The organism is Streptococcus lishijunsis, from assembly GCF_047290665.1.
Classification (GTDB): Bacteria; Bacillota; Bacilli; order Lactobacillales; family Streptococcaceae; genus Streptococcus.
This window is the reverse complement of the sequence record NZ_JBLBUC010000006.1, coordinates 43,733-67,437: the sequence shown is the minus strand read 5'-3', so window position 1 is coordinate 67,437 and position 23,705 is coordinate 43,733. Positions and strand designations below refer to the sequence as shown.

The 23,705-nt window shown below is 40.6% G+C and carries 21 protein-coding genes, 2 tRNA genes, 1 pseudogene and 1 riboswitch; of the genes and pseudogenes, 4 read left to right on the top strand and 20 right to left on the bottom strand.

Features of this window, described 5'->3' with window-relative positions; genetic code table 11:
• Positions 1 to 83 precede the first annotated feature (83 nt).
• From ACLN19_RS04220 to thiT, 3 genes and pseudogenes are all read left to right on the top strand, one after another.
• Positions 84 to 329: pseudogene (locus ACLN19_RS04220) on the top strand (nuclear transport factor 2 family protein); the annotation flags it as partial.
• 92 nt (positions 330 to 421) lie between these two features.
• Positions 422 to 1,384: a class 1b ribonucleoside-diphosphate reductase subunit beta gene (nrdF, locus tag ACLN19_RS04215; RefSeq protein WP_413383614.1), complete on the top strand. Its 963-nt coding sequence runs from the start codon at positions 422 to 424 to the stop codon at positions 1,382 to 1,384.
• A gap of 55 nt (positions 1,385 to 1,439) precedes the next feature.
• Positions 1,440 to 1,538, top strand: a riboswitch (TPP riboswitch).
• Between the two features lie 57 nt (positions 1,539 to 1,595).
• Positions 1,596 to 2,156 (top strand): energy-coupled thiamine transporter ThiT, encoded by a 561-nt coding sequence (thiT, locus tag ACLN19_RS04210; protein ID WP_413383612.1) that lies wholly within the window; start codon positions 1,596 to 1,598, stop codon positions 2,154 to 2,156.
• A gap of 29 nt (positions 2,157 to 2,185) precedes the next feature.
• On the opposite strand, the gene ACLN19_RS04205 is transcribed toward thiT, so the two are convergent.
• From ACLN19_RS04205 to ACLN19_RS04120, 18 genes are all read right to left on the bottom strand, one after another.
• Entirely contained in the window at positions 2,186 to 3,049 is an 864-nt protein-coding gene (locus ACLN19_RS04205; protein ID WP_413383610.1) for an arginase family protein, read from the bottom strand.
• Positions 3,050 to 3,156: 107 nt separating this feature from the next.
• Positions 3,157 to 5,775 carry an alanine--tRNA ligase gene (alaS, locus tag ACLN19_RS04200; RefSeq protein WP_413383608.1) on the bottom strand — a complete coding sequence of 873 codons (2,619 nt, stop codon included), beginning with the start codon at positions 5,773 to 5,775 and terminating at the stop codon, positions 3,157 to 3,159.
• Between the two features lie 18 nt (positions 5,776 to 5,793).
• A complete protein-coding gene (locus tag ACLN19_RS04195; protein ID WP_413383606.1) occupies positions 5,794 to 6,276 on the bottom strand; it encodes an LURP-one-related/scramblase family protein in 483 nt (160 codons plus the stop codon).
• Between the two features lie 255 nt (positions 6,277 to 6,531).
• Positions 6,532 to 7,599 (bottom strand): peptidylprolyl isomerase PrsA, encoded by a 1,068-nt coding sequence (locus ACLN19_RS04190; RefSeq protein WP_413383641.1) that lies wholly within the window; start codon positions 7,597 to 7,599, stop codon positions 6,532 to 6,534.
• 96 nt (positions 7,600 to 7,695) lie between these two features.
• The gene (locus ACLN19_RS04185) at positions 7,696 to 8,406 is read right to left on the bottom strand and encodes an O-methyltransferase (RefSeq protein WP_413383604.1); all 711 of its coding nucleotides are present in this window, start codon (positions 8,404 to 8,406) and stop codon (positions 7,696 to 7,698) included.
• A 45-nt stretch (positions 8,407 to 8,451) separates the two neighbouring features.
• The gene (locus ACLN19_RS04180; protein ID WP_413383602.1) at positions 8,452 to 8,919 is read right to left on the bottom strand and encodes an RrF2 family transcriptional regulator; all 468 of its coding nucleotides are present in this window, start codon (positions 8,917 to 8,919) and stop codon (positions 8,452 to 8,454) included.
• Positions 8,906 to 9,349: an SRPBCC family protein gene (locus tag ACLN19_RS04175; RefSeq protein WP_413383600.1), complete on the bottom strand. Its 444-nt coding sequence runs from the start codon at positions 9,347 to 9,349 to the stop codon at positions 8,906 to 8,908. The genes ACLN19_RS04180 and ACLN19_RS04175 overlap by 14 nt, the downstream gene beginning before the upstream one ends.
• A gap of 5 nt (positions 9,350 to 9,354) precedes the next feature.
• The gene (locus tag ACLN19_RS04170; RefSeq protein WP_413383598.1) at positions 9,355 to 9,924 is read right to left on the bottom strand and encodes an NAD-dependent epimerase/dehydratase family protein; all 570 of its coding nucleotides are present in this window, start codon (positions 9,922 to 9,924) and stop codon (positions 9,355 to 9,357) included.
• Between the two features lie 96 nt (positions 9,925 to 10,020).
• On the bottom strand, positions 10,021 to 10,632 hold the full coding sequence (locus ACLN19_RS04165; protein ID WP_413383595.1) for an HAD-IA family hydrolase: 612 nt from the start codon (positions 10,630 to 10,632) through the stop codon (positions 10,021 to 10,023).
• 11 nt (positions 10,633 to 10,643) lie between these two features.
• Entirely contained in the window at positions 10,644 to 11,693 is a 1,050-nt protein-coding gene (locus ACLN19_RS04160; RefSeq protein ID WP_413383593.1) for an LLM class flavin-dependent oxidoreductase, read from the bottom strand.
• A 463-nt stretch (positions 11,694 to 12,156) separates the two neighbouring features.
• A complete protein-coding gene (pepF, locus tag ACLN19_RS04155; RefSeq protein WP_413383591.1) occupies positions 12,157 to 13,959 on the bottom strand; it encodes an oligoendopeptidase F in 1,803 nt (600 codons plus the stop codon).
• A gap of 10 nt (positions 13,960 to 13,969) precedes the next feature.
• A complete protein-coding gene (locus ACLN19_RS04150) occupies positions 13,970 to 14,920 on the bottom strand; it encodes a competence protein CoiA (RefSeq protein WP_413383589.1) in 951 nt (316 codons plus the stop codon).
• A gap of 63 nt (positions 14,921 to 14,983) precedes the next feature.
• A complete protein-coding gene (locus ACLN19_RS04145) occupies positions 14,984 to 15,841 on the bottom strand; it encodes a GRP family sugar transporter (RefSeq protein ID WP_413383639.1) in 858 nt (285 codons plus the stop codon).
• A gap of 198 nt (positions 15,842 to 16,039) precedes the next feature.
• Complete coding sequence (rpsA, locus tag ACLN19_RS04140) at positions 16,040 to 17,242, bottom strand: 30S ribosomal protein S1 (RefSeq protein ID WP_413383587.1); 1,203 nt, start codon at positions 17,240 to 17,242, stop codon at positions 16,040 to 16,042.
• 127 nt (positions 17,243 to 17,369) lie between these two features.
• Positions 17,370 to 17,441: transfer RNA gene (locus ACLN19_RS04135), tRNA-Gln, on the bottom strand.
• Between the two features lie 52 nt (positions 17,442 to 17,493).
• Positions 17,494 to 17,574 (bottom strand) — tRNA-Tyr (locus tag ACLN19_RS04130).
• Positions 17,575 to 17,707: 133 nt separating this feature from the next.
• A complete protein-coding gene (locus tag ACLN19_RS04125; RefSeq protein ID WP_413383585.1) occupies positions 17,708 to 17,938 on the bottom strand; it encodes a DUF2969 domain-containing protein in 231 nt (76 codons plus the stop codon).
• 69 nt (positions 17,939 to 18,007) lie between these two features.
• Positions 18,008 to 19,030 carry a branched-chain amino acid aminotransferase gene (locus ACLN19_RS04120; RefSeq protein WP_413383583.1) on the bottom strand — a complete coding sequence of 341 codons (1,023 nt, stop codon included), beginning with the start codon at positions 19,028 to 19,030 and terminating at the stop codon, positions 18,008 to 18,010.
• A gap of 139 nt (positions 19,031 to 19,169) precedes the next feature.
• On the opposite strand from ACLN19_RS04120, the gene ACLN19_RS04115 reads away from it, so the two are divergent.
• Positions 19,170 to 19,457, top strand: a complete 288-nt coding sequence (locus ACLN19_RS04115) for a DUF2316 family protein (protein WP_413383581.1) — start codon at positions 19,170 to 19,172, stop codon at positions 19,455 to 19,457.
• Between the two features lie 29 nt (positions 19,458 to 19,486).
• Here ACLN19_RS04115 and pabB read toward each other — a convergent pair whose 3' ends face one another.
• Positions 19,487 to 21,196 (bottom strand): aminodeoxychorismate synthase component I, encoded by a 1,710-nt coding sequence (gene pabB, locus ACLN19_RS04110; RefSeq protein WP_413383579.1) that lies wholly within the window; start codon positions 21,194 to 21,196, stop codon positions 19,487 to 19,489.
• Between the two features lie 2 nt (positions 21,197 to 21,198).
• Positions 21,199 to 23,652, bottom strand: coding sequence for a DNA topoisomerase IV subunit A (parC, locus tag ACLN19_RS04105; RefSeq protein WP_413383576.1), 2,454 nt, complete (start codon positions 23,650 to 23,652; stop codon positions 21,199 to 21,201).
• Positions 23,653 to 23,705: the final 53 nt, after the last annotated feature.

Genomic DNA, 23,705 nt, shown 5'->3' with positions numbered 1-23,705 from the left:
CTAAGGAAAACAAACGTAAAGAAGCCGCAGTCAATTTTTACCGTACTGCTTTTGAAGGTAACCCATAACAAGCTGTTGCTGATTATGTCGGTGATAACTACTTCCAACACAACCCTCTAGTCGAAGACGGCAAAGACGGTTTTATCGCTTATTTTAACCGCATGCAAGAAGAATATCCTGATAAAAGTATCCGCTTTTTACGTGTGATTGCTGAAGGTGATCTTGTAGCGCTACATACCCATCAAAGTTGGGGGCATCCTGATAATAAAGACTACGTCACCATGGATTTTTTCCGTTTTGATGACAATGACAAAATTATTGAGCATTAGGATAGTATCCAAGAAGTCATAACGGATAGCAAGTCTAGACACTCAATGTTCTAAGCCCCTTCTATTTACCCTCTGAATCTAAGGAGATACACATGACCACCTATTATCAAGCCATCAATTGGAATGAAATTGAAGATCTTATTGATAAATCAACTTGGGAAAAGCTGACAGAGCAATTTTGGCTCGACACTCGTATTCCCCTCTCAAATGACCTTGATGACTGGCGTAAGCTCTCTGATGAGGAAAAAGACTTGGTCGGAAAGGTATTTGGAGGCTTAACTCTTCTTGATACCATGCAATCAGAATCAGGTGTCGAAGCCATTCGTGCCGATGTCCGTACCCCTCATGAGGAAGCCGTTCTTAATAATATTCAATTTATGGAGTCTGTCCACGCCAAATCCTACTCCTCTATCTTCTCAACGCTTAACACCAAAAGTGAGATCGAAGACATCTTTGAGTGGACAAACAACAACCAATACCTCCAAGAAAAAGCACGGATTATCAACGAGATTTACCAAAATGGTAGTCCTCTTCAAAAGAAGGTTGCCTCTACTTATCTGGAAACCTTCCTCTTTTACTCAGGCTTTTTCACACCGCTTTACTATCTTGGTAATAATAAGCTCGCTAATGTCGCTGAAATCATCAAACTCATCATCCGTGATGAGTCTGTCCACGGGACATATATCGGCTATAAATTCCAACTTGGCTTTAACGAGCTTTCAGAAGAGCAACAAAGTGAGTTTCGTGACTGGATGTATGACCTTCTCTATCAACTCTATGAAAATGAGGAAGCTTACACTCACTCACTCTATGACTCAGTCGGTTGGACCGAAGAAGTCTTGACCTTTTTACGCTATAACGCCAATAAAGCACTGATGAATCTAGGGCAGGACCCACTTTTCCCTGATACGGCAGATGATGTCAATCCTATTGTTATGAATGGTATTTCAACAGGTACCTCTAACCACGACTTCTTCTCTCAAGTCGGAAATGGCTACTTACTAGGGACTGTAGAAGCCATGCAAGATAGTGATTATCAGTACGGCTTAGAGTAGATGAGATATTATCATTGACAAGCTTATCCTTTTATGATAAACTTGTAAGCAATTACATATCACAAGGGAGTGCCTTGAGCTGAGATCGCCTTTTTGCGAAATCCTCTAACCTGATCTCGTTAGGACGAGCGTAGGGATTGTGACGTTACTAGTAGATACCTATTTGTAAACTATCGACACAACACTCCTTTCTGATTTGAGAGGAGTTTTTATGTCTAAGTCATCTAACCGCACCGCTCTTGTCGAAGCCGCTCTCTTTGCCGCTTTGGCTATGGTATTGTCACTTATCCCTGACTTTGCCTCTTGGTTCACCCCTTCATTTGGGGCTATTGCTCTTATCTTTATTAGCCTTAGACGTGGCTTAAAGTATGGGCTAATCAGTGGGTTTATCTGGGGTTTGTTGCATTTTGTTTTAGGAAAAGCCTATATATTGACACCCTATCAAGCCTTCATTGAATATATCTTTGCGTTTACAGTTATGGGGCTTGCTGGTCTTTTTTCTGGGCGTATCCAAGTTTATCTTAAAGAAAAACAGCGCACAAAAGTACTCTTAACAGCTTACCTAGCAGCCTTCATAGCTTGTTTCGTTCGCTACCTCTTACATTTTTACGCAGGCGTGCTTTTTTGGGGCTCTTACGCACCAAAAGGTGTCGGAGCAGTAGCCTACTCCATTAGTGTCAATGGCACAACTGGTTTACTAACATGGTCTATCACGGTCATCAGCCTAACCATTATTATCCTATCATCGCCAAAGTTATTAGAAGTTAATTAAAAAATCACCCTTTAACAAGGGTGATTTTTTTAAGATTCGCTAATCAATGGCAACTCTGCTAACATCTTTTGGAGAATAATGGCATCCCAAGGTAGATGCTCTGTGATACCTAGCCCTACGAGATTAAAGGCCTTATCCGCTTCTTGGATCAGATTAACCACACCTTTTAGACTTGTGGCTTCTGGCAAATGTTGACGACTCTTATCATAAATGGGTAATTCTGCAAAATAAGTCGCTCTAAACTCATTCAGGCTCAGCACATCTAAGTCAAAATGAATCATCAAATGCTCAATCCCTCTCTCTTTAAGGGCTTTTACGATAAGATTTGGAGTGTCTTCTACCTCTTTCTTATCAAAGGTTTTAAAGCGATATTTATCGTACAGTTCACGATTTTTTTCGCTGGGGTCATTGATGCCTGCATAGACAATATTATCTGGCTGCAACTTTTGAGCCACAAGATTGGCAAAGTCTTTATCCCCTTCACCTAATAAACTCGTGACCACCATAGCATGATAGTTTTCAAATGTCTCAGGGGTGAAAATATCCATGTGACTATCTATCCACAAAATACCAGTCTTCTCAGGACCATATTTCTCTAACAGATAAGCAAATGGGGCTAAATCAACACTACAATCGCCGCCTAAAATGACCAGCTTATCAGGATTTTTAGAGCCAATCTTCTCAAGAGCTATCTTTGTCTGGCTCAACAATTGCTCTTTAGCTACAATCCCGTCTTTTTTAGTCTCTGCGGTTGATTCCTGACTAACAGGGATATAAAGGGTTTCTTGTGTCGTCTTAGGGGCCAAAAAATCTAGTAATTGAGCTCCCAAATAATATTCTGGACGATTTCCCCCTTGCCATTGAGGGAAACTCACACGTAAGGTATTCGTCATGATAAACTCCTTTACTAAAAGATAGTGATGTTTTAAACATACTATAACAATATAACATATAAAAAACTATTATACAACTTTATCAGTCCGTATAATAGTTTTCTTTTTTAAATAAAATCAGCTACTGCTTTTAATAATTCTGGAATGGCCGATGCGTCTGAACCACCTGCCATGGCCATATCAGCTTTTCCGCCACCTCGTCCTGAAACGATTGGCGCCAATGATTTAATCATATTTCCAGCGTGAATATCCGCTGATTGACTAGCAACCAGGACATTTACCTTATCCCCAATAGCTGCCACTAAGACAAGAACATCTGAATAATCTTTTTGTTTCCACTGATCTGCAAAAGTACGAAGGGCTCCCGCATCAGAAACTGAGACTTGTGTTGCAATATAGCGTTTGCCTGATACTTCCTTGACATCCTTAAAGACATCACCTGCAGCAGCCGCTGCCGCTTTTTCTTTCAAGGCTGCATTTTCTTTTTGCAGATGATGCAGATTTTCTTGAAGAGCTTCTACCTTGCTTGGTACTTGTTGTAATTGAGGCGCTTTTAGCGTACTTGCAATGCTCTTGAGGGCTTCTTCCTCCTCACGAAATGCCATGTAAGCTTCACGTCCTGTCACAGCCAGGATACGACGTGTCCCTGAGCCAATACCTTCCTCCTTGACAATCTTGAAAATACCAATTTCAGACGTGTTCTTGAGGTGTGTTCCCCCACATAGCTCAACAGAGTAGTCACCAATAGAGACAACGCGAACCTCTTTACCATACTTTTCACCAAAGAGAGCCATAGCGCCCATCTCTTTAGCCGTATCAATATCTGTCTCAACCGTCGTTACAGGAATAGCTTCCCAGATTTTTTCATTGACTTCACGCTCTAAACGCTTCAAATCTTCACTTGAAACAGCTTCAAAATGCGTAAAGTCAAAACGTAGAAATTCTGCTTCATTAAGAGAGCCAGCCTGTGTCGCATGTTGACCAATAATATGGTGCAGGGCAGCATGAAGAAGGTGAGTAGCTGTATGGTTTTTCATGATACGATTGCGACGCTCATGGTCAACAACTAAATGATAAGTATCACCAACAGCTAAAGAAGCACGAACTTCAACTGTATGGAGTGCTTGACCATTTGGTGCTTTTTGGACATCTGTGACTTGCGCTACAAGATCACCCTTAGCATTTAAAATCACACCATGGTCAGCTACTTGACCACCCATTTCAGCATAAAATGGCGTCTTATCAAAGACAAGAAGAGCTTGACCTTCTGAAATCATATCATAGCGTGTATCGTTAGCCACAATAACAGATAAGGTCGCATCTAGCTCTTGATGCTCATAGTCAAAGGCAGACGGCTCTGTAATGCCTGATAAGGTTTCGTTTTGCATACCCATAGAGCCACCCTTGACCACACTAGCACGCGCACGCTCTTGCTGCTCTTTCATAGCTTTTTCAAATCCAGCATAATCCAGAGTAAAGCCACGATTTTCAGCTAATTCTTCGGTTAATTCCACTTGGAAACCGTAAGTATCATAAAGTTTGAAGATATCTTGACCAGAAATCTCTGTTTTACCTTCTTCTTCTAAGCGTGACATCAACTGCTCTGCAAAATGCTGACCAGTATTGATGGTGCGCGCAAATGACTCTTCTTCACTTTTAATGATTTTTTCAATAAAATCTTTCTTTTCTAGCACTTCTGGGTAATAGCTTTCCATGATTTGCCCAACTGTTGGCACTAATTTATAAAGGAAAAGTCCGTCAATTCCCAATTTTTGTCCATGCATCGACGCACGACGAAGCAAGCGACGAAGGACATAACCACGCCCTTCATTACCTGGAAGAGCCCCATCACCAATAGCAAAAGCTAGAGAGCGAATATGGTCAGCAATGACCTTAAAGCTCATATTGTCACCGTCTGGATCATAGGTCTTACCAGAGAGCTTTTCAATCTCACGGATGATAGGCATGAAAAGGTCAGTTTCAAAATTAGTCTTTGCCCCTTGGATAACAGCCACCAAGCGCTCAAGTCCGGCACCCGTATCAATGTTTTTGTGTGGCAGCTCTTTATATTCAGAGCGCGGCACACTTGGATCTGCATTGAATTGTGACAAAACGATATTCCAAATCTCAATGTAGCGGTCATTTTCGATGTCTTCTTCTAAAAGACGGATACCGATATTCTCAGGGTCAAAATCGCTACCACGGTCAAAGAAAATCTCAGTGTCTGGTCCAGAAGGTCCAGCACCGATTTCCCAGAAGTTATCCTCAATCGGAATTAGATGGCTAGGATCCACACCAAGCGCAATCCAACGATTGTAAGAATCTTTATCTTCTGGGTAATAAGTCATATAGAGCTTATCCTTAGGAAAATCAAACCACTCTGGACTTGTCAAAAGCTCATAGCCCCATTCAATAGCTTCGTCACGGAAATAATCACCAACTGAAAAGTTTCCTAACATCTCAAACATCGTATGATGACGAGCTGTTTTACCGACATTTTCAATATCGTTAGTACGAATGGCTTTTTGCGCATTCGTAATACGCGGATTCTCTGGGATAACGGAGCCATCAAAGTATTTCTTCAAGGTTGCAACACCTGAATTGATCCATAGTAAGGTCGGATCGTTGACAGGCACCAAATTCGCTGAAGGTTCAACGGAATGCCCTTTTGATTTCCAAAAATCTAACCACATTTGGCGCACTTGCGCACTTGTCATTTGTTTCATCTGTATCTCCTCTATCATTTAGTAGGCTTTTGCCTTTTGTTCCTTAACATAGTCAATGGCAATCACTAACGACAATACCAAATCGCTATACCTCTCATCATAAACGATCACCTTGTAAGTAGATGTTAATCGTAGCCACTCTTGAGAAATCTCAGCGATGAGTTGTCCATCCTTTAACAATTGAAAAGACATCTCCCAGACATTTCCCTGTACCTCCATATCTAAACCAAGGATAGTATAGTGAGATCGCCATAAACGAAAATCTTTCTTGACCATAAAAGAGTGACCAGTAGCTAATACTACCTTAAAATGTGGCATGATATGCCACAATAACCTTGTCAATCGACTGACAGCCTGCCCTTGGTTATTGTAGAGGGTGTAGCTTTTTGAGAGTTTAAATAAACTCCCTTCCACCTCGTAACAAGGAGCTCCAATCTCATCAACAATCATAAAACGTCCACCTAATGACCACATTTTTTGCTTAATAGCAAACTGTTTCATCTTCTTTACCTACAAAAAACAAGCTCATCTAACGAAGGGCGAAAAACCGCGGTACCACCTTCATTCAATGAACTTGTCATTCTTCATTAGTCTATAATATGACCACCAAGTAGCCCAATCTTATGACCATCCTTGGCTCGCAGCTACCGCCAATTTTCTGTATCCAGTCTTTAAAGATATCCTCTTGATAGTAAGGTGCTAAAAGCATAGCAACCGTTTTATATTATACTGTCTTTTTGAGACTTGGTCAAGTAACTACTGTGCTTGTGACTCTTGTGTTTCACTTTCTTGAGCCTCTGTGCTTGCGTTCTCATCGCTATTTGCAGTCTCTTCAGACGTACTTGTGCTCTCTTCTGAGTTACTGCTTGATGCTTCACTTTCACTTGAAGAGGCATCTGTTGAAGCACTAGAGCTTACAGAGCTATTATTGATATAAGCAGACATAATACTATTAAAGGCTGCATCTTTGACCTTGACATTAGCTTTTTTAAGCACTTCTGATAACACTTGGTTTTGGAAGTTTTGATCGGTCTCTTTTTGATTTAAGATGATGGCTTTTAATTGTTTCTTATAGTCTTTCCAGTTGTCACTCTTATCTTCACGGCTAACAACCTTGACAATGTAGTATGATGACGATGTTGTTCCTGTTACTGTGATGACATCAGACGTTGCACCTGCGTCTTGAGATAAAGCTGCACTAAGCACTGCTGATGGCAACGTAGATGTGCTTGTTGAAGAATTCACAGTGTATTCAGACTTTTTATCAGTCTCAGTTGTCTTATCCTTAGCAATCGCTGCAAAGTCAGCTCCCTCAGCCTTAACTTCTGAAAGCGTCGCATTAGCCGAATCTTCTGAATCCAACTTAATCACTTCAATCTTAGTGTCTGGCACGTAAGATTCAAAGGCTTTTTTATAGTTATCAGTTGTCAATTCTTTTTCAGCAGCTTCTTTAACAGCAGCTTCGACCAGCATTTGAACTCTGATTTGTTGTTTGTAAGTCTCTGCTGTCATGCCTTGTTGTGCTAAGATAGCTGAAAAATAAGTACCATACTGCTCAGCAGCTTTGTTATAAGCCTCGCTCACTTCTTTGTCAGTGACTTTGTCACCATATTGTGATTGCAACACACGTTGAAGCGTCAAGGTCAATACAGCTTGTTGCGTTACAGTGTTATTTTTAACCTGATCATAAACCTCACCTATTGTGATAGTGTCACCTTTCATGGTAATCACTGAAGAGTCTTTTGAGGTCGAAGAGCAAGCTGCAAGTGTCGCTACCGATAAGATAGTCACCAAGCCTGCTGCAAATTTGCGGCGTTTAGTCATCATGAATTGTATCTCCTTGCTCCATAAAATGCAGACGTGTACTAATCATAGCATACATCAATCTGCCCTATTATACCATACTTTCTTAAAATGTGCTTAATTTTCACCCAAATGAACCTTATCAGCATTTTTACGTAACATCAATAAACCATCTCCTAGAGGTACCAAGCTAGCTGTCAGGTCTGGATTGTCTAGTGTCGCTTCAAAAAGACGCTGTAAACCACGATAAATGGTGCGCTGTCCACGGCGAACTTCCATAATTGGTTTGGCAATATCGCCACCTTGAAAGACATCATCCATTACGATAATACCACCTGTTTTGACACGCTCTAAAATCGCTGGTAAAAAGACAATGTACTTTGATTTAGCTGAATCCATAAAGACAAAATCATAAGTATCCTCTAAATCATGCAATAAATCAACCGCATCACCCTCTAAAAGCGTAATTTGTTGCCTATTATCATACTTAGCAAAATTAGCTTTAGCAAACCCTATCATCTCTTCATTACGATCAATGGTTGTAATCTTTGCTAAAGGAGCATTTTCTGCCATTAAAAGTGCTGAAAAGCCGATGGCTGTCCCTATTTCAAGGATTGATTTTGGTTGTAAGGTCTGCATCAATAAACGAAAATAAGCGACTGTTTCATGAGGAATGATAGGAATATTTTCAGCTTTAGCAAATGTCTCTAACTCCGCTAAAAAGCCTGTATTTTGACGTTGATGCTCGCGCATATAAGCTACCACTTCTTCTTTGACGACAGGACGTCTCATATTGTGGTTTGCATTTTTTGAATATGATTCTACCATACTCTCTATTATATCAAAAATCTACTAGAAAACTAGATTAAGGCTCTAAAATGATGACATCCGTTCATTCCAATCAATATAGCCCTCCTGATAAGCATAACGATGCAACAAATCTGCCAATTTTAACTGCTCAAGAGACTCGTAAAACGCTGTAAAACCTAACACTAAGCTACTTTTAATCTTATCCTCACCTTCTAAGACATGCTCCTCATCTTCAAAAATAGCTTTTGACAAGTGGTTAAACTGTATTTCTTTTGCCCCATCAATAGCCTTCATAACATCAGCCAAGCTAATATCCTCGATAGATTTAGCTAATTGATAACCACCCAATTTACTAGCATTAGAAGTGACTAGACCTGCTTTTGTCAAGGTCATCAAAATCTTTTTCAAATAAGAATCTGATACACCTAAGATATGGCTAAGAACATGACTTTTGACAGGCGTATGCCCTTTTTGAAGGGCTAACATCAGTAGGACATAGATCGTCTGCTCAAGACTTTTAGGAATTTTCATTTGTTTCTAACACTCTCTTTCCAGCACGTATGATACTGCGATATAAAAGCCCAGCCACTTTACCAGCCAGTTCGCTCAAGCCTTTTCCTATCAACTTAATAGGTACTTCAACATCAATGGTCCATCGAACTAAGACACCATCAGCCCCTTCTACAAAGGCTATTTCAGTGAAATCCTGTCTGACCTTTGGAAAGGACTTAATGACACGATAACGAATAAAGCGCTGATAAGAAACAGCTGTAATCTCCTCAAAATACCAGCCTGCTATCATGATAATATCACGCCTAGCACCAATACTATGCTTACCTTGTCGCCATTTAGAGCTAAAGACAATCGGCGATTGTTTAAAGTTTTCTGACTTATAAAACCAATCAAATACTTGCTCTATCGGTGCATCTATCCACTCTTCAACAATAACACGCTTTTTCATCTACCTTACCCTATCAATTTATCGACTAATTCCTGAGCTACATCACCAACATATACAGGAGAGACAGACTTAAAGACACGTCCTAGCACTTGTAACAAAGGCACTAACTTTGCCATAAGATCCTTTCGATCTTCTCCATAGACAATAGTAGGCTCTACCACTTCTAATCGAATACCACTTGTTGATAACGCCTCTATAATACGCTTTTTCCCTTGAATAAATGACTTAGGACCAAGCCTACCTCCTATAAAACCCATAGCCTTTGCTTGTTTTAGCTGAGCTAACTCTAGCATCGTCTGAGCAGGCAGGTCATTCAGTTCTCTAAAACGTTTAGGATTTGCTTCTGGTCTGCCTACAAAATCAACGATATAATCAACCCTATCTGGTAAAGCTTCCTTCAACAGCACTACATCTGCCACATCAGCTTGGATGTAGTGCACACGCGCATCAAAAGCTTCTTTAGCTTCAGAGCGTGCAACCACATAGCAGATAAGCTTATCATCTCTCTTTAGCCACTCACGCATCACCTGACGACCAATATAACCATTACCACCTAATAATACAACCTTTGTCATCGTTTTCCTCTTTTCTTGTTTGTTCTAAAGATATTATATATCCTAGGATAAAAAATGTCAACGGTTTTTCGATAAAAAAGAAAGCATTCCGCTTTCTTACAATGAGATGGTCTTTATATCTGATAAATCCTTTATGTTTTGATTAAAGGCATTTGTCTTTTGACTGAGATTGATGGACTTGATACCAGCAGCTCTAGCCACTTCTAAATCAAGCAAACGATCTCCGATGTAATAAGTTGTCTCAGGATTGAGATGATACTTATCCATGATATATAGGATTGCTTGCGGATGCGGTTTTCTCTTAAAACCAGAAACACCCGTCAATACTTCTGTAAAATAAGCATCTATCCCTAGTTCGTTTAACACTTGAGACGTACTAGCTCCCTTATGCGTGTACATATATTGCGTGATACCTTGTCTAGATGCCCAATCAAGTATCTCTCTAGCATGAGGTAACAACACAATCTTATCGTCACGCTTGGTCTGCTCCTTATCAAAAAATTGTCGCAAAGTCTCAAATGGTATCTGATGACGCTCTGCTTGCTCTTTTAAAAGAGCGCCTACTGAAGTCTCTAAAATAAGCTCATGAACACGCTGGGCTTGCCACTCACCCAAGGAAAAATAAGCATAGGTCTCCTCTAAAGCTTCCATAATAGCGGGATAAGAATCTATCAATGTCCCATCAAGATCCCAGATAAAAGCTGTCATCTAGTACTCCTTTATAATCTATTTTCCTTGATGACCTCAGCCAACAACTCGACAGAGCGATGCTGGGCTTGTTCATCATAAATGTAAGTCACAGCCATCAATTCATCAATCGGAACGGTTCTCTTTAAGTCCAATAATTGTTTCGTGATAGTCTCTTTATCGCCTATAAGGCTCAAGCCAGACATACGCTCTACTAATTTTCGCTCTTGATGAATAAAGCTACCGCCACTAAAAGCTACTGGGCCAAAATGAGGAACTCCCTTGATGGCCATCAGTTGACGCCAAACAGTCTCCTCATCTTCGACAGGTGGGCGAAGCCCCATTTGCTTGTCTGTGACAATGTCCACAAAGAGCTGGACTTGACTGGTCGCTAAATGCGCTGCCAAATCTGGATTGTCTGCCATAATGACATTAGCCCCTAAAATCACATAAGGCCGTTGACAATACTTAGACGGCTGAAAGCGTAATCGGTAAATACTAATCGCCTCTTCCATCATATTGGGCGCAAAATGTGCCGCAAAAGCATAAGGAAGCCCTAATTTTGCAGCTAAAAAAGCACTATCTGTACTAGAACCCAACACATAAAAAGGGACCTCACGACCTTCAGCTGGATAGGCGTGTACCGACGCTGTTCCCTCAAAATAGCTCCGCAACTCTCTAATATCCTCATCAAACTGATGTGTATTATCAATAGGTGAGCGTCTCAAAGCCCTTGCTGTTTCTCTATCTGTCCCAGGAGCTCTGCCCAAGCCCAAGTCAAGACGGTTAGGATAAAGACTATCTAGCGTTCCATATTGCTCTGCAACTAAGTAAGGGCTATGGTTTGGCAACATGACACCACCAGAACCCACACGGATATGCTCTGTGGCACTGAGTGCCTCTTGAATCAACAATTGTGTCGCCGAGCTAGCAAATGTTGTGGTATTGTGATGCTCAGCAATCCAGTAACGCTCATAGCCCTCTTGCTCTGCTTTTTGAGCTAAACGCTTCATCTGCAAAACAGCCTCTTGATAGTGACTTCCTTGCCGAATTGGTACTAGATTTAGGATAGATAATTTCATGGTAACCTCCTAGATTTAGCCCACATAATCTTCTTTGCAGAGTTGTTTTTAAAGGATCACTAAGGATATAGCTTCCTTTTATAATAACGCTTTCAACTCACTATCACTCGCATTGTTCAGATTATCTGGAGGATATAGATTAACAAGTTGGGAGTTGACTCAACTGTTCACCTAGTCTAAGCACGTCTCATTATCATACATAGAAGGTCACACGCAGATACCTCTTCTTCTAATCGAAAACTCATTTACGATATCGCCTATGACACCAAACATCCTATACTCCCAACAACTGTATCCAATTCCTTTTACTGCTTGTTATTTTCTTTATAAGTGTAACATTTTTCAAAGTAAGGGACAATTATTTGGTCCGAAATCTATTTTACATGGCTTTTTGACAAATGACAAGATCTTTTTCACAACAACTAAAAAACTAGAGGACATTTCTCTAGTTTTTGTCTAATTCTTATAGGTGAGCTCCCTGCTCCACAAGTGCTTCTAACTCACTCAAGCGCTCTTCAAAGACTGCAAATGCAGCATTGAGATAGTCTTTTTGCTCCATATCCACACCTGCTTTTTTAATGACATTAAGCGGATAATCAGAAGAACCTGCCTTGAGGTAATCAAGATAAGCGTCTTTATCTTCTTGGCTGCCATGAACGATACGCTCCGCCAAATAACTAGCGGCTGCAAAGCCTGTCGCATATTGGAAAACATAGTAATTGTAGTAAAAATGCGGAATGCGTGCCCACTCATATTGGATCAGTTGGTTATCTTCCTTAGCCAAACCATAATAGCGTTCATTTAGCTCAGCATAGAGATTATTCAGGTATTCACTCGTCAAGACAATACCTTCTTGATCGGCTTGATGTATGGCTTGCTCAAATTCAGCAAACTGCGTTTGACGAAAGACTGTCCCTTTAAAGCCATCTAGGTAATGGTTCAAAATAGCAAAGCGTTTCTTAGGGTCTGTTTCTTCCTTCAGCAATGTCTCTGTTAAAATATTTTCATTGGTCGTAGAGGCAATCTCTGCTAAAAAGATACTATAATCACCATAGACATATGGCTGATAAGCACGGCTAAAGCTAGAATGTAAACTGTGTCCTGTCTCGTGCACTAAGGTAAATAAATTGTCTAGCGTGTCTTGCCAATTCAACAACATAAAGGCATTCGTGTCATAAGAACCACCAGAATACGCACCTGAGCGTTTTCCTTTATTGACATGGACATCAATCCAACGCTCTGTGAAAGCTTTATGGACATAATCGCTATACTCTTGACCAAAGATACTTAAAACAGACTCTGCTTTATCAAGAGCTTCTTCATAACTATAAGACATATCCATCTCAGATAATGGTACATACACATCATACATTTTCAAGTCATCTAAGCCAAGTACTTTTTGGCGAAGACGCATATAACGATGTAATAGCGGAAGATGCTCATGCACTGCTTCAACAAGGGTATCATAGACACTCTCAGGAATATGATTGGCAGCTAAGGCTGCTTGGCGAGCCGATGTATAATGACGTACACGAGACGTATAGTTATGAACTTTAACATTGGTTTGAAGGGTCTTAGCGTAAGTATGTTGGTACTGCTCATAGACTTGATAGAGCGCTTCATAGACTTCTTTTCTCACTGTGCGGTCTTTTGACTCCATCAAGCTGATAAAGTTTCCATGGCTCAGTTGTACTTCCTTGCCCTCTTCATCATGCACCAAAGGAAAGACAATATCAGCATTGTCTAAAATCTCAAAGGTCTCACCTGCTGCTCCAAAAATCTCACCTGCTCCAGCCAACAAAGCTTCTTCTGCTTGTGATAAGACATGGTCTTTTTGAACAAATAAAGTCTCAAAGAAATGCGCATAAGCGGCTAGACGAGGCTCTCTTTGAACAAAATCTTGATACTCCTTCTCTGACAAAGCCATGAATTCTGGCTCATAAAAAGCAAAGACTTCGCTAAACTTCGCATAGATACTAGTAGCTTTAGCCTGATATTCTTGATATTTGGCTACAGTAGTATCCTGGTCATTTTTCATAGATGCATAGACATAGACCGTCTCAATACGACGTGACAACTCCAAGTTAAGCTCTGTTATAGTTAGCAAAGACTCGGGAGAATCTAGTAGATGACCAGCATAGTTTTTAGCTTCGTCTAAAGCTTTAGACAGGGATTCCCATTCTACTTCCCAGTCCTTATCACTGGCAAAAACACTGGTCAAGTCCCAAGTGTACTTTTCCTCAATAGTCGAACGATTGTCTGACATAGTAACCTCCTTAAATTCCCATTTCTTCTATTTTACCATAAAAGGCTGGAGGGTAAAGGGTTTGATGTGTTTGATAACCTTCTTTTTGATAATAACGTTCAAATTGTCGGTAAAAAGGCTGCAAATCCTGTGTAATTAAGCAACTCTCCTGTCCTTTTTCAATAGGCCTTATCTGAGGATAATAATCAGCTAAAGAGCGCGTCAAGAGGTTATCCCCTGCCATATAGGCTTTTTCTTGCTCTTTTAGCCAATAGTTATTGTTTTGATAAAGTTTCAACTGAATATAGTCCTGTATCTTATCATCTTGCTTAACGCGATAGCTCTCAACCTTCTTCAGACGATAGGGTAAACGTAAAAAAGCTAAAATATCCCCATCAAACGAGCACGTCTTCGTTTTATAATATAAACGTCCCTTCATATCTTGATAAATAAGGTATTTTAAGCGTAAACATCGCTTTTTAGCATCCAACTCCCAATAATAAAATCCCATATTGGCTGAAAAATTGAGAAATTGCTTTTGTAAAGGCGACAAACGATCTCTCAGCCACAAGCGCTCTCCTAATAACCATAACACCTGATAACCTGCCGTCTGGTAAGCTTTCGTACGCTCTATCAACCTTTCTTGAGATAAACGACTACACTGAACTTCTAAAGACAGATGATCATTGACCCAAATATCCGCAATCTGGTCAATTTCAGGCAAGACAGTCTCCACACTAACCTTGGCAGATTTTACTAAGGCATGATATAATGCCGCCTTCAAACTAAGATGCTCTGCTGATTCATTCTCCCCTGAAAAATGACAAGCCTCTAGACGAACATGAGCAAAATGCGGACGCATCACTGATCCGCGCTTTAAGACTACCGCTTTTTGACAGAGTGGACAAGTAAAAGAACCCTTTTCAGGAACTTTTTCCAACACATTAACGTACTGACCCAAATGATTATAGGCAACAAACATAAGCTAACTCCTCTTTTATCTATTCGTAAAAAAACTCACACATACATGTGTGAGTCCACTTCATTATAAAAAAATTGTCATAATGCTTGCTGCGACGATAATCAAAAGTCCTAGATAAGTCAAACGAAATTCTCGCTTGCTTTTTCCTTCTTTTAGGATATAAATACCACCTAAGGTAGAGATAATCACATTTAACTGTGTTAAAATGAAGGCTAGAGTGACTCCATTTAACTTAGCTGAGAAGATATAAGCTAATGAAGCAATCCCAAAAATCAATCCAACGCCAACAGATTGCCAACTTTCTTTAGCCCAAAAAGCTTGGCGCTCTTTAAAGAAAGCATAGATGATAGAGCCAACAAGCACCCCTAACATCTGAGGTAAAAACATTGACAACCCTTGCGCATTGACCATCTTAGGCACCGCACTGTAAAACCAATACCCAAAACTAGTCCACAAAAGAATCTGTACACCCTTTATCAAATGGCGATTGGCTTTTTCTTTAATTTCTTCTTCAAAAGAAGTCAGATAAGCCCCAAATATCAATAGAGCAATCGCTAAAAAACCAAAAATTTTTGAGCTAAGACTAGCCCATTCTCCAAAGGCTAACATACTGATGATAGACGTGCCTAATAACTGCAAACCTGTTGAAATGGGCATGGTTTTGGACACACCAATAATGTCATAGCTAGAGACTTGTCCAGCCTGCCCAATAACCCAAAACATACCAGAAATAAAACTCAACAAAAACGCTGAACTATTTAGACCAGCAGGGCTGTAAAGCATTTGTACACATAATCCAACTATGGTAGATCCAATCCCAAAACCCAACATACTATTGACAGGTGTTCCGCCAATCTTTTTCAAAATCAAAGGTTGAATTCCCCAGCCAAAAGCTGGGATCAGCGCGATTAGTAAACCAATAGCTGACATAATAACACTATATCCTCCTTTATTCTTTAAAGCATTCCTTTCTAGCCTATCAAAAAGCAAGCTTATCGTCAATTGTTTTTGTGAAAATTATGAGAATTCTTTTAGCCCTTTCTCTTGTAATAAACTTGTCCAGATACTAAAGCTGTATCCGTAAAAAAAGATTTGTCGTTAGACAAATCTTTTAACTTATTATAACTCAATATCACCAAACAAATCAGCCATTGAGAAACCACTTTGTGTTTCTGGCAATTCGTAATCACGTTTTTCTTGACGACGTGGACGACGTGGGCGTGATTGACGTTTTTCAGAGTTGTTTTCTTCAGCTTGTGCTGGACGTTCTTCAAGCGCTTTGATAGAAAGTGATACACGCTCATCAGCAGCATTCACTTCAAGAACTTTAACAGTAACATCTTGACCTACTGAAAGAACATCTTTTGGATTTTCAACACGTTTGTGTGAAATTTGTGAGATGTGTACAAGACCATCAATACCTGGCAAGACTTCAACAAAGGCACCAAAGTCAGTCAAACGTTTTACTTTACCTTCGATAACATCACCTGCAGCAAGTTTTTGCTCAACGCCATCCCATGGTCCAGGAGTAGTTGCTTTAAGTGATAATGATACACGTCCTGCTTCTTCATCAATAGCAAGCACTTTTACTTCAATTTCTTCACCAACAGATACTACTGATTTTGGTGAAACGTTACGCTCATGTGATAATTCAGTCACGTGAACAAGCCCATCAACACCACCAAGGTCAACAAAAGCACCAAAGCTTGTCAAACGAGCAACTGTTCCAGTTACAACTGAACCTACTTCAAGTTTAGAAAAGACTTCTTTACGTGCTTCTTCAGCAGCAGCTTCTACAACATCACGACGTGACAAGATGAAACGGCTTTCTGATGGATCAATTTCTTTGATTTTAGCATCAAATTCTTGACCTACAAATTTTTCTGTATTGCGGACAAAACGTGTATCAATCATTGAAGCTGGGATAAATCCACGAAGTCCTTCAAATTCAACAGAAAGTCCACCTTTGACAGCGCGAGTCCCCTTAACAGTAACGACTTCACCTTCACGACCAACAAGTTTATCCCATGCTTTGCGAGCTTCCAAACGTTTTTTAGAGACAAGGAAAGTTACAGTATCAGTATCTTTACCTACGACTTGACGAAGAACAAGCACTTCAACAGTATCACCTGCTTTAACAAAATCGTTAATATCAGCTTCACGTTCGTTAGTCAATTCACGAAGTGTCAAAACACCTTCAACACCAGTTCCTTCAATAACAACATTTGCTTGGTTATTATCAACTGTTAAAACCTCTGCAGTAACAACATCACCTGGGTTAACGTCGTTAACACTGTTTAGCAAATCTTCAAATTCATTCATTCTAAAAAATCCTCCAACAAAAGCTAGCAAGACTAGCTTTTGATAACACTATATTTTTCAAGGTAACCCGCAAGGACATGACTATCGCTTTTACGGTGTCAAACATACACATGTCTGATACCTTTGACTGGGGTAGCTGGATTCGAACCAACGCATGAGGGAGTCAAAGTCCCTTGCCTTACCGCTTGGCTATACCCCAAAATAAACTTTTTATAAACACAAGATGGGGCAAAACGCCCCTCTTGATAATATGGAAGGGGAGGGATTCGAACCCCCGAACCCGAAGGAGCGGATTTACAGTCCGCCGCGTTTAGCCACTTCGCTACCCTTCCAAAAACAAATACTATTCTAGCATAGTTTTTCTTATCTGGCAAGCTTTTTTCACTAATATCTTTGTTATTTTTGATGATAAGCGCTAAAAGACAAAAAGTGCTATGCTTTCTGCCTTATAACACCTTCTTAAACTCAATGGTGAAGATTGTAGTCTTCGATAATAGCTGCCATAGCTTGATCAAGTGTCTTATAAAATGTATCTACTTGAGCGTCTTTAATCACAGCAAACTTGCTGTCTAACTCCACAATATCGCCTACAACACGTTTGCCAATAATGAGTTGGCTACCTTCAACTTGATTACCATTTACATCGACCAGTGCATCTGTTAGTTGAATCTCAATTTTTTTGTCTTTTTTTGCCATGCTTATCTCCTTAGGATTTTCCTACTATTTTACACAAAAAATAGAGAGCTTGCAAGAGCAAGCTCATCTTTAATCAACTTTATAAATCCATCCTTTTGGAGCTTCTATATCTCCAAACTGAATCCCTGTCAACTCATCATACAATCGACGTGTCACAGGACCTACCTCTGTCTCGCTGTAAAAGACATGAAACGTATCACGGTACTGGATACCACCAATAGGGGAGATAACAGCCGCTGTTCCACAAGCACCTGCTTCTGAAAATTGATCTAGTTCATCAATCCTAACGTCTCCTTCAATAGCTGTCATCCCAAAGCGTTCTTTGGCAAGATGTAAGAGGGAATACTTAGTGATAGACGGTAAAATAGACGGACTAAGTGGTGTAATAAACTCATTATCCTTGGTGATACCAAAGAAATTAGCAGAGCCTACCTCCTCAATCTTAGTGTGTGTTGCTGGGTCTAAATAAATGACATCTGAAAACTGATGATCATGCGCATACTTCCCTGGAAGCAAACTAGCAGCATAGTTGCCACCAACCTTAGCTGCACCAGTTCCGTGAGGAGCTGCTCTATCATAGGTCTCTGAGACAATAAAATTCGTCGGTGCCAAACCACCTTTAAAGTAATTGCCGACTGGCATTGCAAAAATCGTAAAAATATACTCTTTGGCTGGCTGAACACCAATAATATCACCCACCCCAATCAAAAGCGGACGTAAATAAAGACTGGCTCCACTACCATAAGGAGGGACATAATCGGCATTGGCTCTAACGACTTGCTTGACGGCATCAATAAACATCTCTGTTGGTACTTGTGGCATTAAAAGGCGATCAGCTGTACGTTGAAGACGCTCAGCATTTTGATCTGGGCGAAACAATTGGATGCTCCCCTCTTTCGTCCGATAAGCCTTCAAGCCTTCAAATGCTTGTTGCCCGTAGTGAAGGGCAGGGGAGCTCTCTGATAGATGGAGCTCCGCATCCTCGCTCAAACGTCCTTTATCCCACGCACCGTCCTTATAATGTGCAATATAGCGATAAGGTAATTTACGGTAAGTAAAGCCTAGGTTTTCCCAATCAAGTTCTACTGTCATAATCTCTTCCTCTCCGTTTTCTTATTCTTATTGTACACTTTTTCAAATAATTTGCAAGCTCTTCTGAATTTTCAGATAGTTTTTTATTGACAAGATTGCCTGACTAGGTTATGATAACTAAAACTAAAGGAGGATGGCTATGTTAACACATCAAGAAAAAGAAAACACTGCTTTTGAACTGCAAGAAAATCTAAGGCGTCTTAACTATTCTAAGGATAGAGTCGCAAAAGAGAGCCACATTCCCTTAGATTTATTAGATGATATCTTAGAGATGACATCACCAAATCCTAGCTATGTTTGGCAGCTACGTGATTATCTTGAGGATATGCTCCTAAAAGAAGGAAAAGAGGTCTATCCTTGGTCTCGCTTAGCCAATCATGCGGCAAACCGCTGGTATAGCTACCAACGTCCATGGCGAGAAAACTAACAAAAAAGATAGGAGAAATCCTATCTTTTTTAAATACGCAAAGGGTAGAGACCTCTGACACTGTTGCAGGCATAAACAGCTCTCGCTCGCTCTAAATCGTCTAGTGTTAAGCGTTTTTCAATAACTTTTCCGTTATCTAGTAAATGCTGACGGTAAATTCCTGCTAAAAGACCTACTGACACTGGTGGCGTGTACCATTGCCCATCAATATCAAGAATGAGATTAGCTATTGAAGTCTCCGCTAAATCGCCATCCTTTGTGACAAAGAGCTGCTCATAAGGAGCTTTAGGAATATGCGGTCGATGAGTCGTCTTAAAATAAAGGTGCGGAGTTTCCTCCAACTCACGCTCAACTACCACAGCACTCAACATAGACTCTGCTAAATCATCCAGCTTATCTAAGCTAATATCTAGCTCTCCTGATTTTGATAAGGATAGACGACATCGATAAGTTTCATCTAACTCTAATCCATCTAAAGTCTGCTCTAACCTAATACAACAAGCTTCTTTATCAAATGGATAAGAAAAGTAAGTCGCTGCTTCTTCAAGACGCTTGAGATGTTGGTCTTTAAAATCAAGCTCTCTATGAGTCACTTTCCCTGTCGTTACAAGGTCAAAAAGATTTTTTTTGCGGTGTAAAATCGCACTTTTTTGTTTAGTCTCCTCATACTCACTCTGCCATTGGCTATCCCAAGTAATACCGCCGCCAACGCCATAAAAAGCAGAACCAGAAGCTATCTGCAGTGTTCTAATCGCTACATTAAACAGCATATCTCCATTTGGCAGACAAATTCCCACTGTCCCACAATAAACGCCTCTGGGCTTTTTTTCTAAGCACTCAATAATAGCCATCGTCTCTATTTTCGGGGCACCTGTAATCGAACCGCACGGAAACAGAGCTGTCATGATATCACTTAGAGATGTCTCAGGTGATAGACGGCTTTCAATTGTTGAGGTCATCTGCCACACTGTGCTATAAGCTTCTAGCTGACAAAGCTTGCTTACTTTTACACTATCTGTCTCTGAAATACGCCCCATGTCATTGCGTAAAAGATCCACAATCATCAGATTTTCAGAACGATTTTTACTATCCTGAGCTAACCAAGTAGCTTTTTCTTGATCATCTGCCAAAGACAGGCCACGACTGGTCGTCCCCTTCATCGGTCGCGTTTTTAAGAGCTGACCCTTTTTGTCAAAAAAGAGCTCTGGACTCACTGAGACAACGGCAAAGCCGTCATGAGCAATATAGGCATTGTATGACGCTCCCTGCTCAACAACCAAACGGTTATAAACGGCAAAACTATCAAGGTCTAAAGGAGCACTCAACTGCATCGTATAATTAACCTGATAAGTATCGCCTTGACGGATATGATGATGAATCTGTTCAATAGCTTCTTGATAAGCCTTCTCACTAACAGATTCTTGCCAAACTTTTGGTAGCTCCACATCCTCATAGGTCAAAGGAAAATCACACATCTCTACTTGATTGTGAACCGTGAAGTAAGCGAGCTCTTCTGATGTCAAGCGCTCACTATTCACCTTAGCATATGGTTCAAAAGCAGGAGATGCCTCATAGCTTATATAACCAACAACATAATACCCTTTTTTCTGATAAGCCTCCACCTGCTCAATAAGTGGCTTTACTTCACTTAACTGGCTAGCTCTCAGCTCTGTTAAAGGATTGGTAAAGATCAGACGTTTTCCTAATTCCTTAAAATCTATTACTGTCTTGTGGTGCATAGCTACCTCATCACTAATCTTGCTTGTAGGACTTCCTCATCAGAGATCGTATCCGAAATAAAGGAGCCATTGCTCGTACGCTCAGACAAGCTCAAATCAGCTAGTACTACACGATAACGCTTACCAGCTTTTGATACAATCTCTAATTCTTCAGTTTGATGATCGACCTCCTCAGAAAAGAGGTCAAGGGAGTCTTGTGTCTGTCTCACACAACCTGCGCTGACAATACGATGAGGATTGGCTTTTAGCTCTCGAAGAACCAAAACACCTCGCTTGGCTCGGCTGGTCTGTGCAATCACATCCACAGACATACGCTTGAGACTACCACGCTGCGTCAACACATAACAACTATCACTAATCACCAAAAAGGCCGCCGCAAGAATATCCCCATCCTTAAGATTGATTGCCTTAACCCCAGCCGCACGATTACCTACAATAGGCACTTCCTGACTTGAAAATCGTAGCGCATAGCCTTTTTCACTCATCAGCATCACATCTTCGTCACGTACTGGCATTATCATGAGAACACGGTCAAAGTCATCTTTTAACTTGGCGTATTTACTAGCTTTTGACTTGTAGGTACGCCAAGGTTTGATATCCTTTTGAGCAAATCGCTTTATCTGACCTTGACGTGTCACTGTGAGGTAAGTCGTCTCATCAACATCATCTACAATATCTGCACGGATAATCTCTTCATTTGCCCCAAAGGTCGTAATGCTTTGCGACAAATGCTCGCCAATATCCTTCCATCTAATATCTGCTAATTCATAAATAGGACGGTAGATGACATTACCCAAATTGGTAAACACATACAAGTGTTGTGTGGTCTTTGCTGCCTGCACTAAAAGCAGCTCATCATCGTCACGCTTACCTAGCTCTTCTACACTAGAAGCTGAAAAAGAGCGGGGACTCGTACGTTTGATATAGCCGCTACGTGTTACGCTGACATACGTATCTTCTTCAACAATCAAGCTCGCACTATCAATTTCTATCGTTTGTGCTTGGTCCTGAAGCTCACTGAGACGGGGACTCATAAAGCGTTTTTTAACGTCACGTAGTTCTTTTTTCATGACATTGTACATGGTTTTATCATCAGCGATAATAGCGTTTAAAATAGCGATGTTATCTTTAAGTGTCGCCTCTTCTTCTTCCAAAGTGACAATATCTGTGTTCGTCAAACGATACAACTGTAAGGTGACAATCGCTTCTGCTTGCTCTTCTGAAAAATCATAGCTTACTTTAAGATTTTCCTTAGCGTCAGCTTTATTATCACTAGAGCGGATAAGAGCAATCACCTCATCTAAAATAGAGATAACACGTATCAAACCTTCAACGATATGCAGACGTCTCTCGGCTTTTTGCTTATCATACTTAGAGCGCTCAATAATAATGGTCTTACGGTGTTTGATATAACTCGCTAAAATCGTCAAAAGACCCACTTGACGTGGCGTTGCATTGTCAATAGCCACCATGTTGAAATTATAGTTGACCTGTAAATCTGTGTACTTCAACAGATAATTGAGAACAGCTTGACAATTAGCGTCTTTTTTCAACTCGATGACCACACGCAACCCATCTCGGTCTGATTCATCACGCACATCAGCTATCCCAGGTACCTTGTTATTAAAGCGAATCTCATCCATTTTCTTGACTAAGATAGCTTTATTGACCTCATACGGCAATTCGGTGACTACGATTTGTTCTTTGCCACCTTTTAGTTTTTCAATGCTGGTTTTAGAGCGTACAACCACGCGCCCCTTGCCTGTTTCATAGGCTTTTTTGATTTCATCACGCCCTTGGATAATAGCCCCTGTCGGAAAATCAGGACCAGGTAAGAATTGCATCAACTTATCAAGTTTTGCCTTAGGGTGATCAATCATATAGATAACCGCATCGATCACCTCAGCTAGATTGTGCGGTGGAATATCGGTCGCATAACCTGCTGAGATACCTGTTGCCCCGTTGACCAAAAGATTAGGAAAAGCAGCAGGCAAGACCGTAGGCTCTTTTTCCGTATCATCAAAATTCCAAGCAAATGGCACCGTTCCTTTGTCAATATCAGAAAGCAGATAGCCTGCTATTTCAGACAAACGAGCCTCGGTATAACGCATAGCTGCTGGCGGATCACCATCCATAGAGCCGTTATTGCCGTGCATCTCCACCAGTATTTCACGGTTTTTCCAATCCTGACTCATCCGCACCATAGCATCATAAATAGAAGAATCCCCATGCGGATGGAAATTCCCCATGATATTGCCGACCGACTTGGCTGACTTTCGAAATCCCTTATCATGGGTATTGCCATCTTTATTCATCGAATAGAGAATACGACGTTGGACAGGCTTTAGCCCATCACGAATATCAGGAAGCGCACGCTCTTGAATAATATATTTAGAGTAGCGTCCAAAGCGCTCTCCCATAATGTCCTCTAGGGACATCTTTTGAATGTTAGACATAATATCCCTTCTTTTTGCTACTGGCTTGATAACTGTCCTAAAAAAATCCTCAC

Excerpts from the sequence above, each read along its gene's own strand:
- ACLN19_RS04195 (WP_413383606.1), bottom strand. The coding sequence starts at position 6,276 with ATGAAACAGTTTGCTATTAAGCAAAAAATGTGGTCATTAGGTGGACGT.
- thiT (WP_413383612.1), top strand. The coding sequence starts at position 1,596 with ATGTCTAAGTCATCTAACCGCACCGCTCTTGTCGAAGCCGCTCTCTTT.
- ACLN19_RS04170 (WP_413383598.1), bottom strand. The coding sequence starts at position 9,924 with ATGACAAAGGTTGTATTATTAGGTGGTAATGGTTATATTGGTCGTCAG.
- ACLN19_RS04180 (WP_413383602.1), bottom strand. The coding sequence starts at position 8,919 with ATGAAAATTCCTAAAAGTCTTGAGCAGACGATCTATGTCCTACTGATG.
- alaS (WP_413383608.1), bottom strand. The coding sequence starts at position 5,775 with ATGAAACAAATGACAAGTGCGCAAGTGCGCCAAATGTGGTTAGATTTT.
- ACLN19_RS04150 (WP_413383589.1), bottom strand. The coding sequence starts at position 14,920 with ATGTTTGTTGCCTATAATCATTTGGGTCAGTACGTTAATGTGTTGGAA.
- ACLN19_RS04115 (WP_413383581.1), top strand. The coding sequence starts at position 19,170 with ATGTTAACACATCAAGAAAAAGAAAACACTGCTTTTGAACTGCAAGAA.
- ACLN19_RS04160 (WP_413383593.1), bottom strand. The coding sequence starts at position 11,693 with ATGAAATTATCTATCCTAAATCTAGTACCAATTCGGCAAGGAAGTCAC.
- rpsA (WP_413383587.1), bottom strand. The coding sequence starts at position 17,242 with ATGAATGAATTTGAAGATTTGCTAAACAGTGTTAACGACGTTAACCCA.
- parC (WP_413383576.1), bottom strand. The coding sequence starts at position 23,652 with ATGTCTAACATTCAAAAGATGTCCCTAGAGGACATTATGGGAGAGCGC.
- ACLN19_RS04125 (WP_413383585.1), bottom strand. The coding sequence starts at position 17,938 with ATGGCAAAAAAAGACAAAAAAATTGAGATTCAACTAACAGATGCACTG.
- pabB (WP_413383579.1), bottom strand. The coding sequence starts at position 21,196 with ATGCACCACAAGACAGTAATAGATTTTAAGGAATTAGGAAAACGTCTG.
- ACLN19_RS04190 (WP_413383641.1), bottom strand. The coding sequence starts at position 7,599 with ATGACTAAACGCCGCAAATTTGCAGCAGGCTTGGTGACTATCTTATCG.
- ACLN19_RS04165 (WP_413383595.1), bottom strand. The coding sequence starts at position 10,632 with ATGACAGCTTTTATCTGGGATCTTGATGGGACATTGATAGATTCTTAT.
- ACLN19_RS04185 (WP_413383604.1), bottom strand. The coding sequence starts at position 8,406 with ATGGTAGAATCATATTCAAAAAATGCAAACCACAATATGAGACGTCCT.
- pepF (WP_413383591.1), bottom strand. The coding sequence starts at position 13,959 with ATGTCAGACAATCGTTCGACTATTGAGGAAAAGTACACTTGGGACTTG.
- ACLN19_RS04120 (WP_413383583.1), bottom strand. The coding sequence starts at position 19,030 with ATGACAGTAGAACTTGATTGGGAAAACCTAGGCTTTACTTACCGTAAA.
- nrdF (WP_413383614.1), top strand. The coding sequence starts at position 422 with ATGACCACCTATTATCAAGCCATCAATTGGAATGAAATTGAAGATCTT.
- ACLN19_RS04205 (WP_413383610.1), bottom strand. The coding sequence starts at position 3,049 with ATGACGAATACCTTACGTGTGAGTTTCCCTCAATGGCAAGGGGGAAAT.
- ACLN19_RS04175 (WP_413383600.1), bottom strand. The coding sequence starts at position 9,349 with ATGAAAAAGCGTGTTATTGTTGAAGAGTGGATAGATGCACCGATAGAG.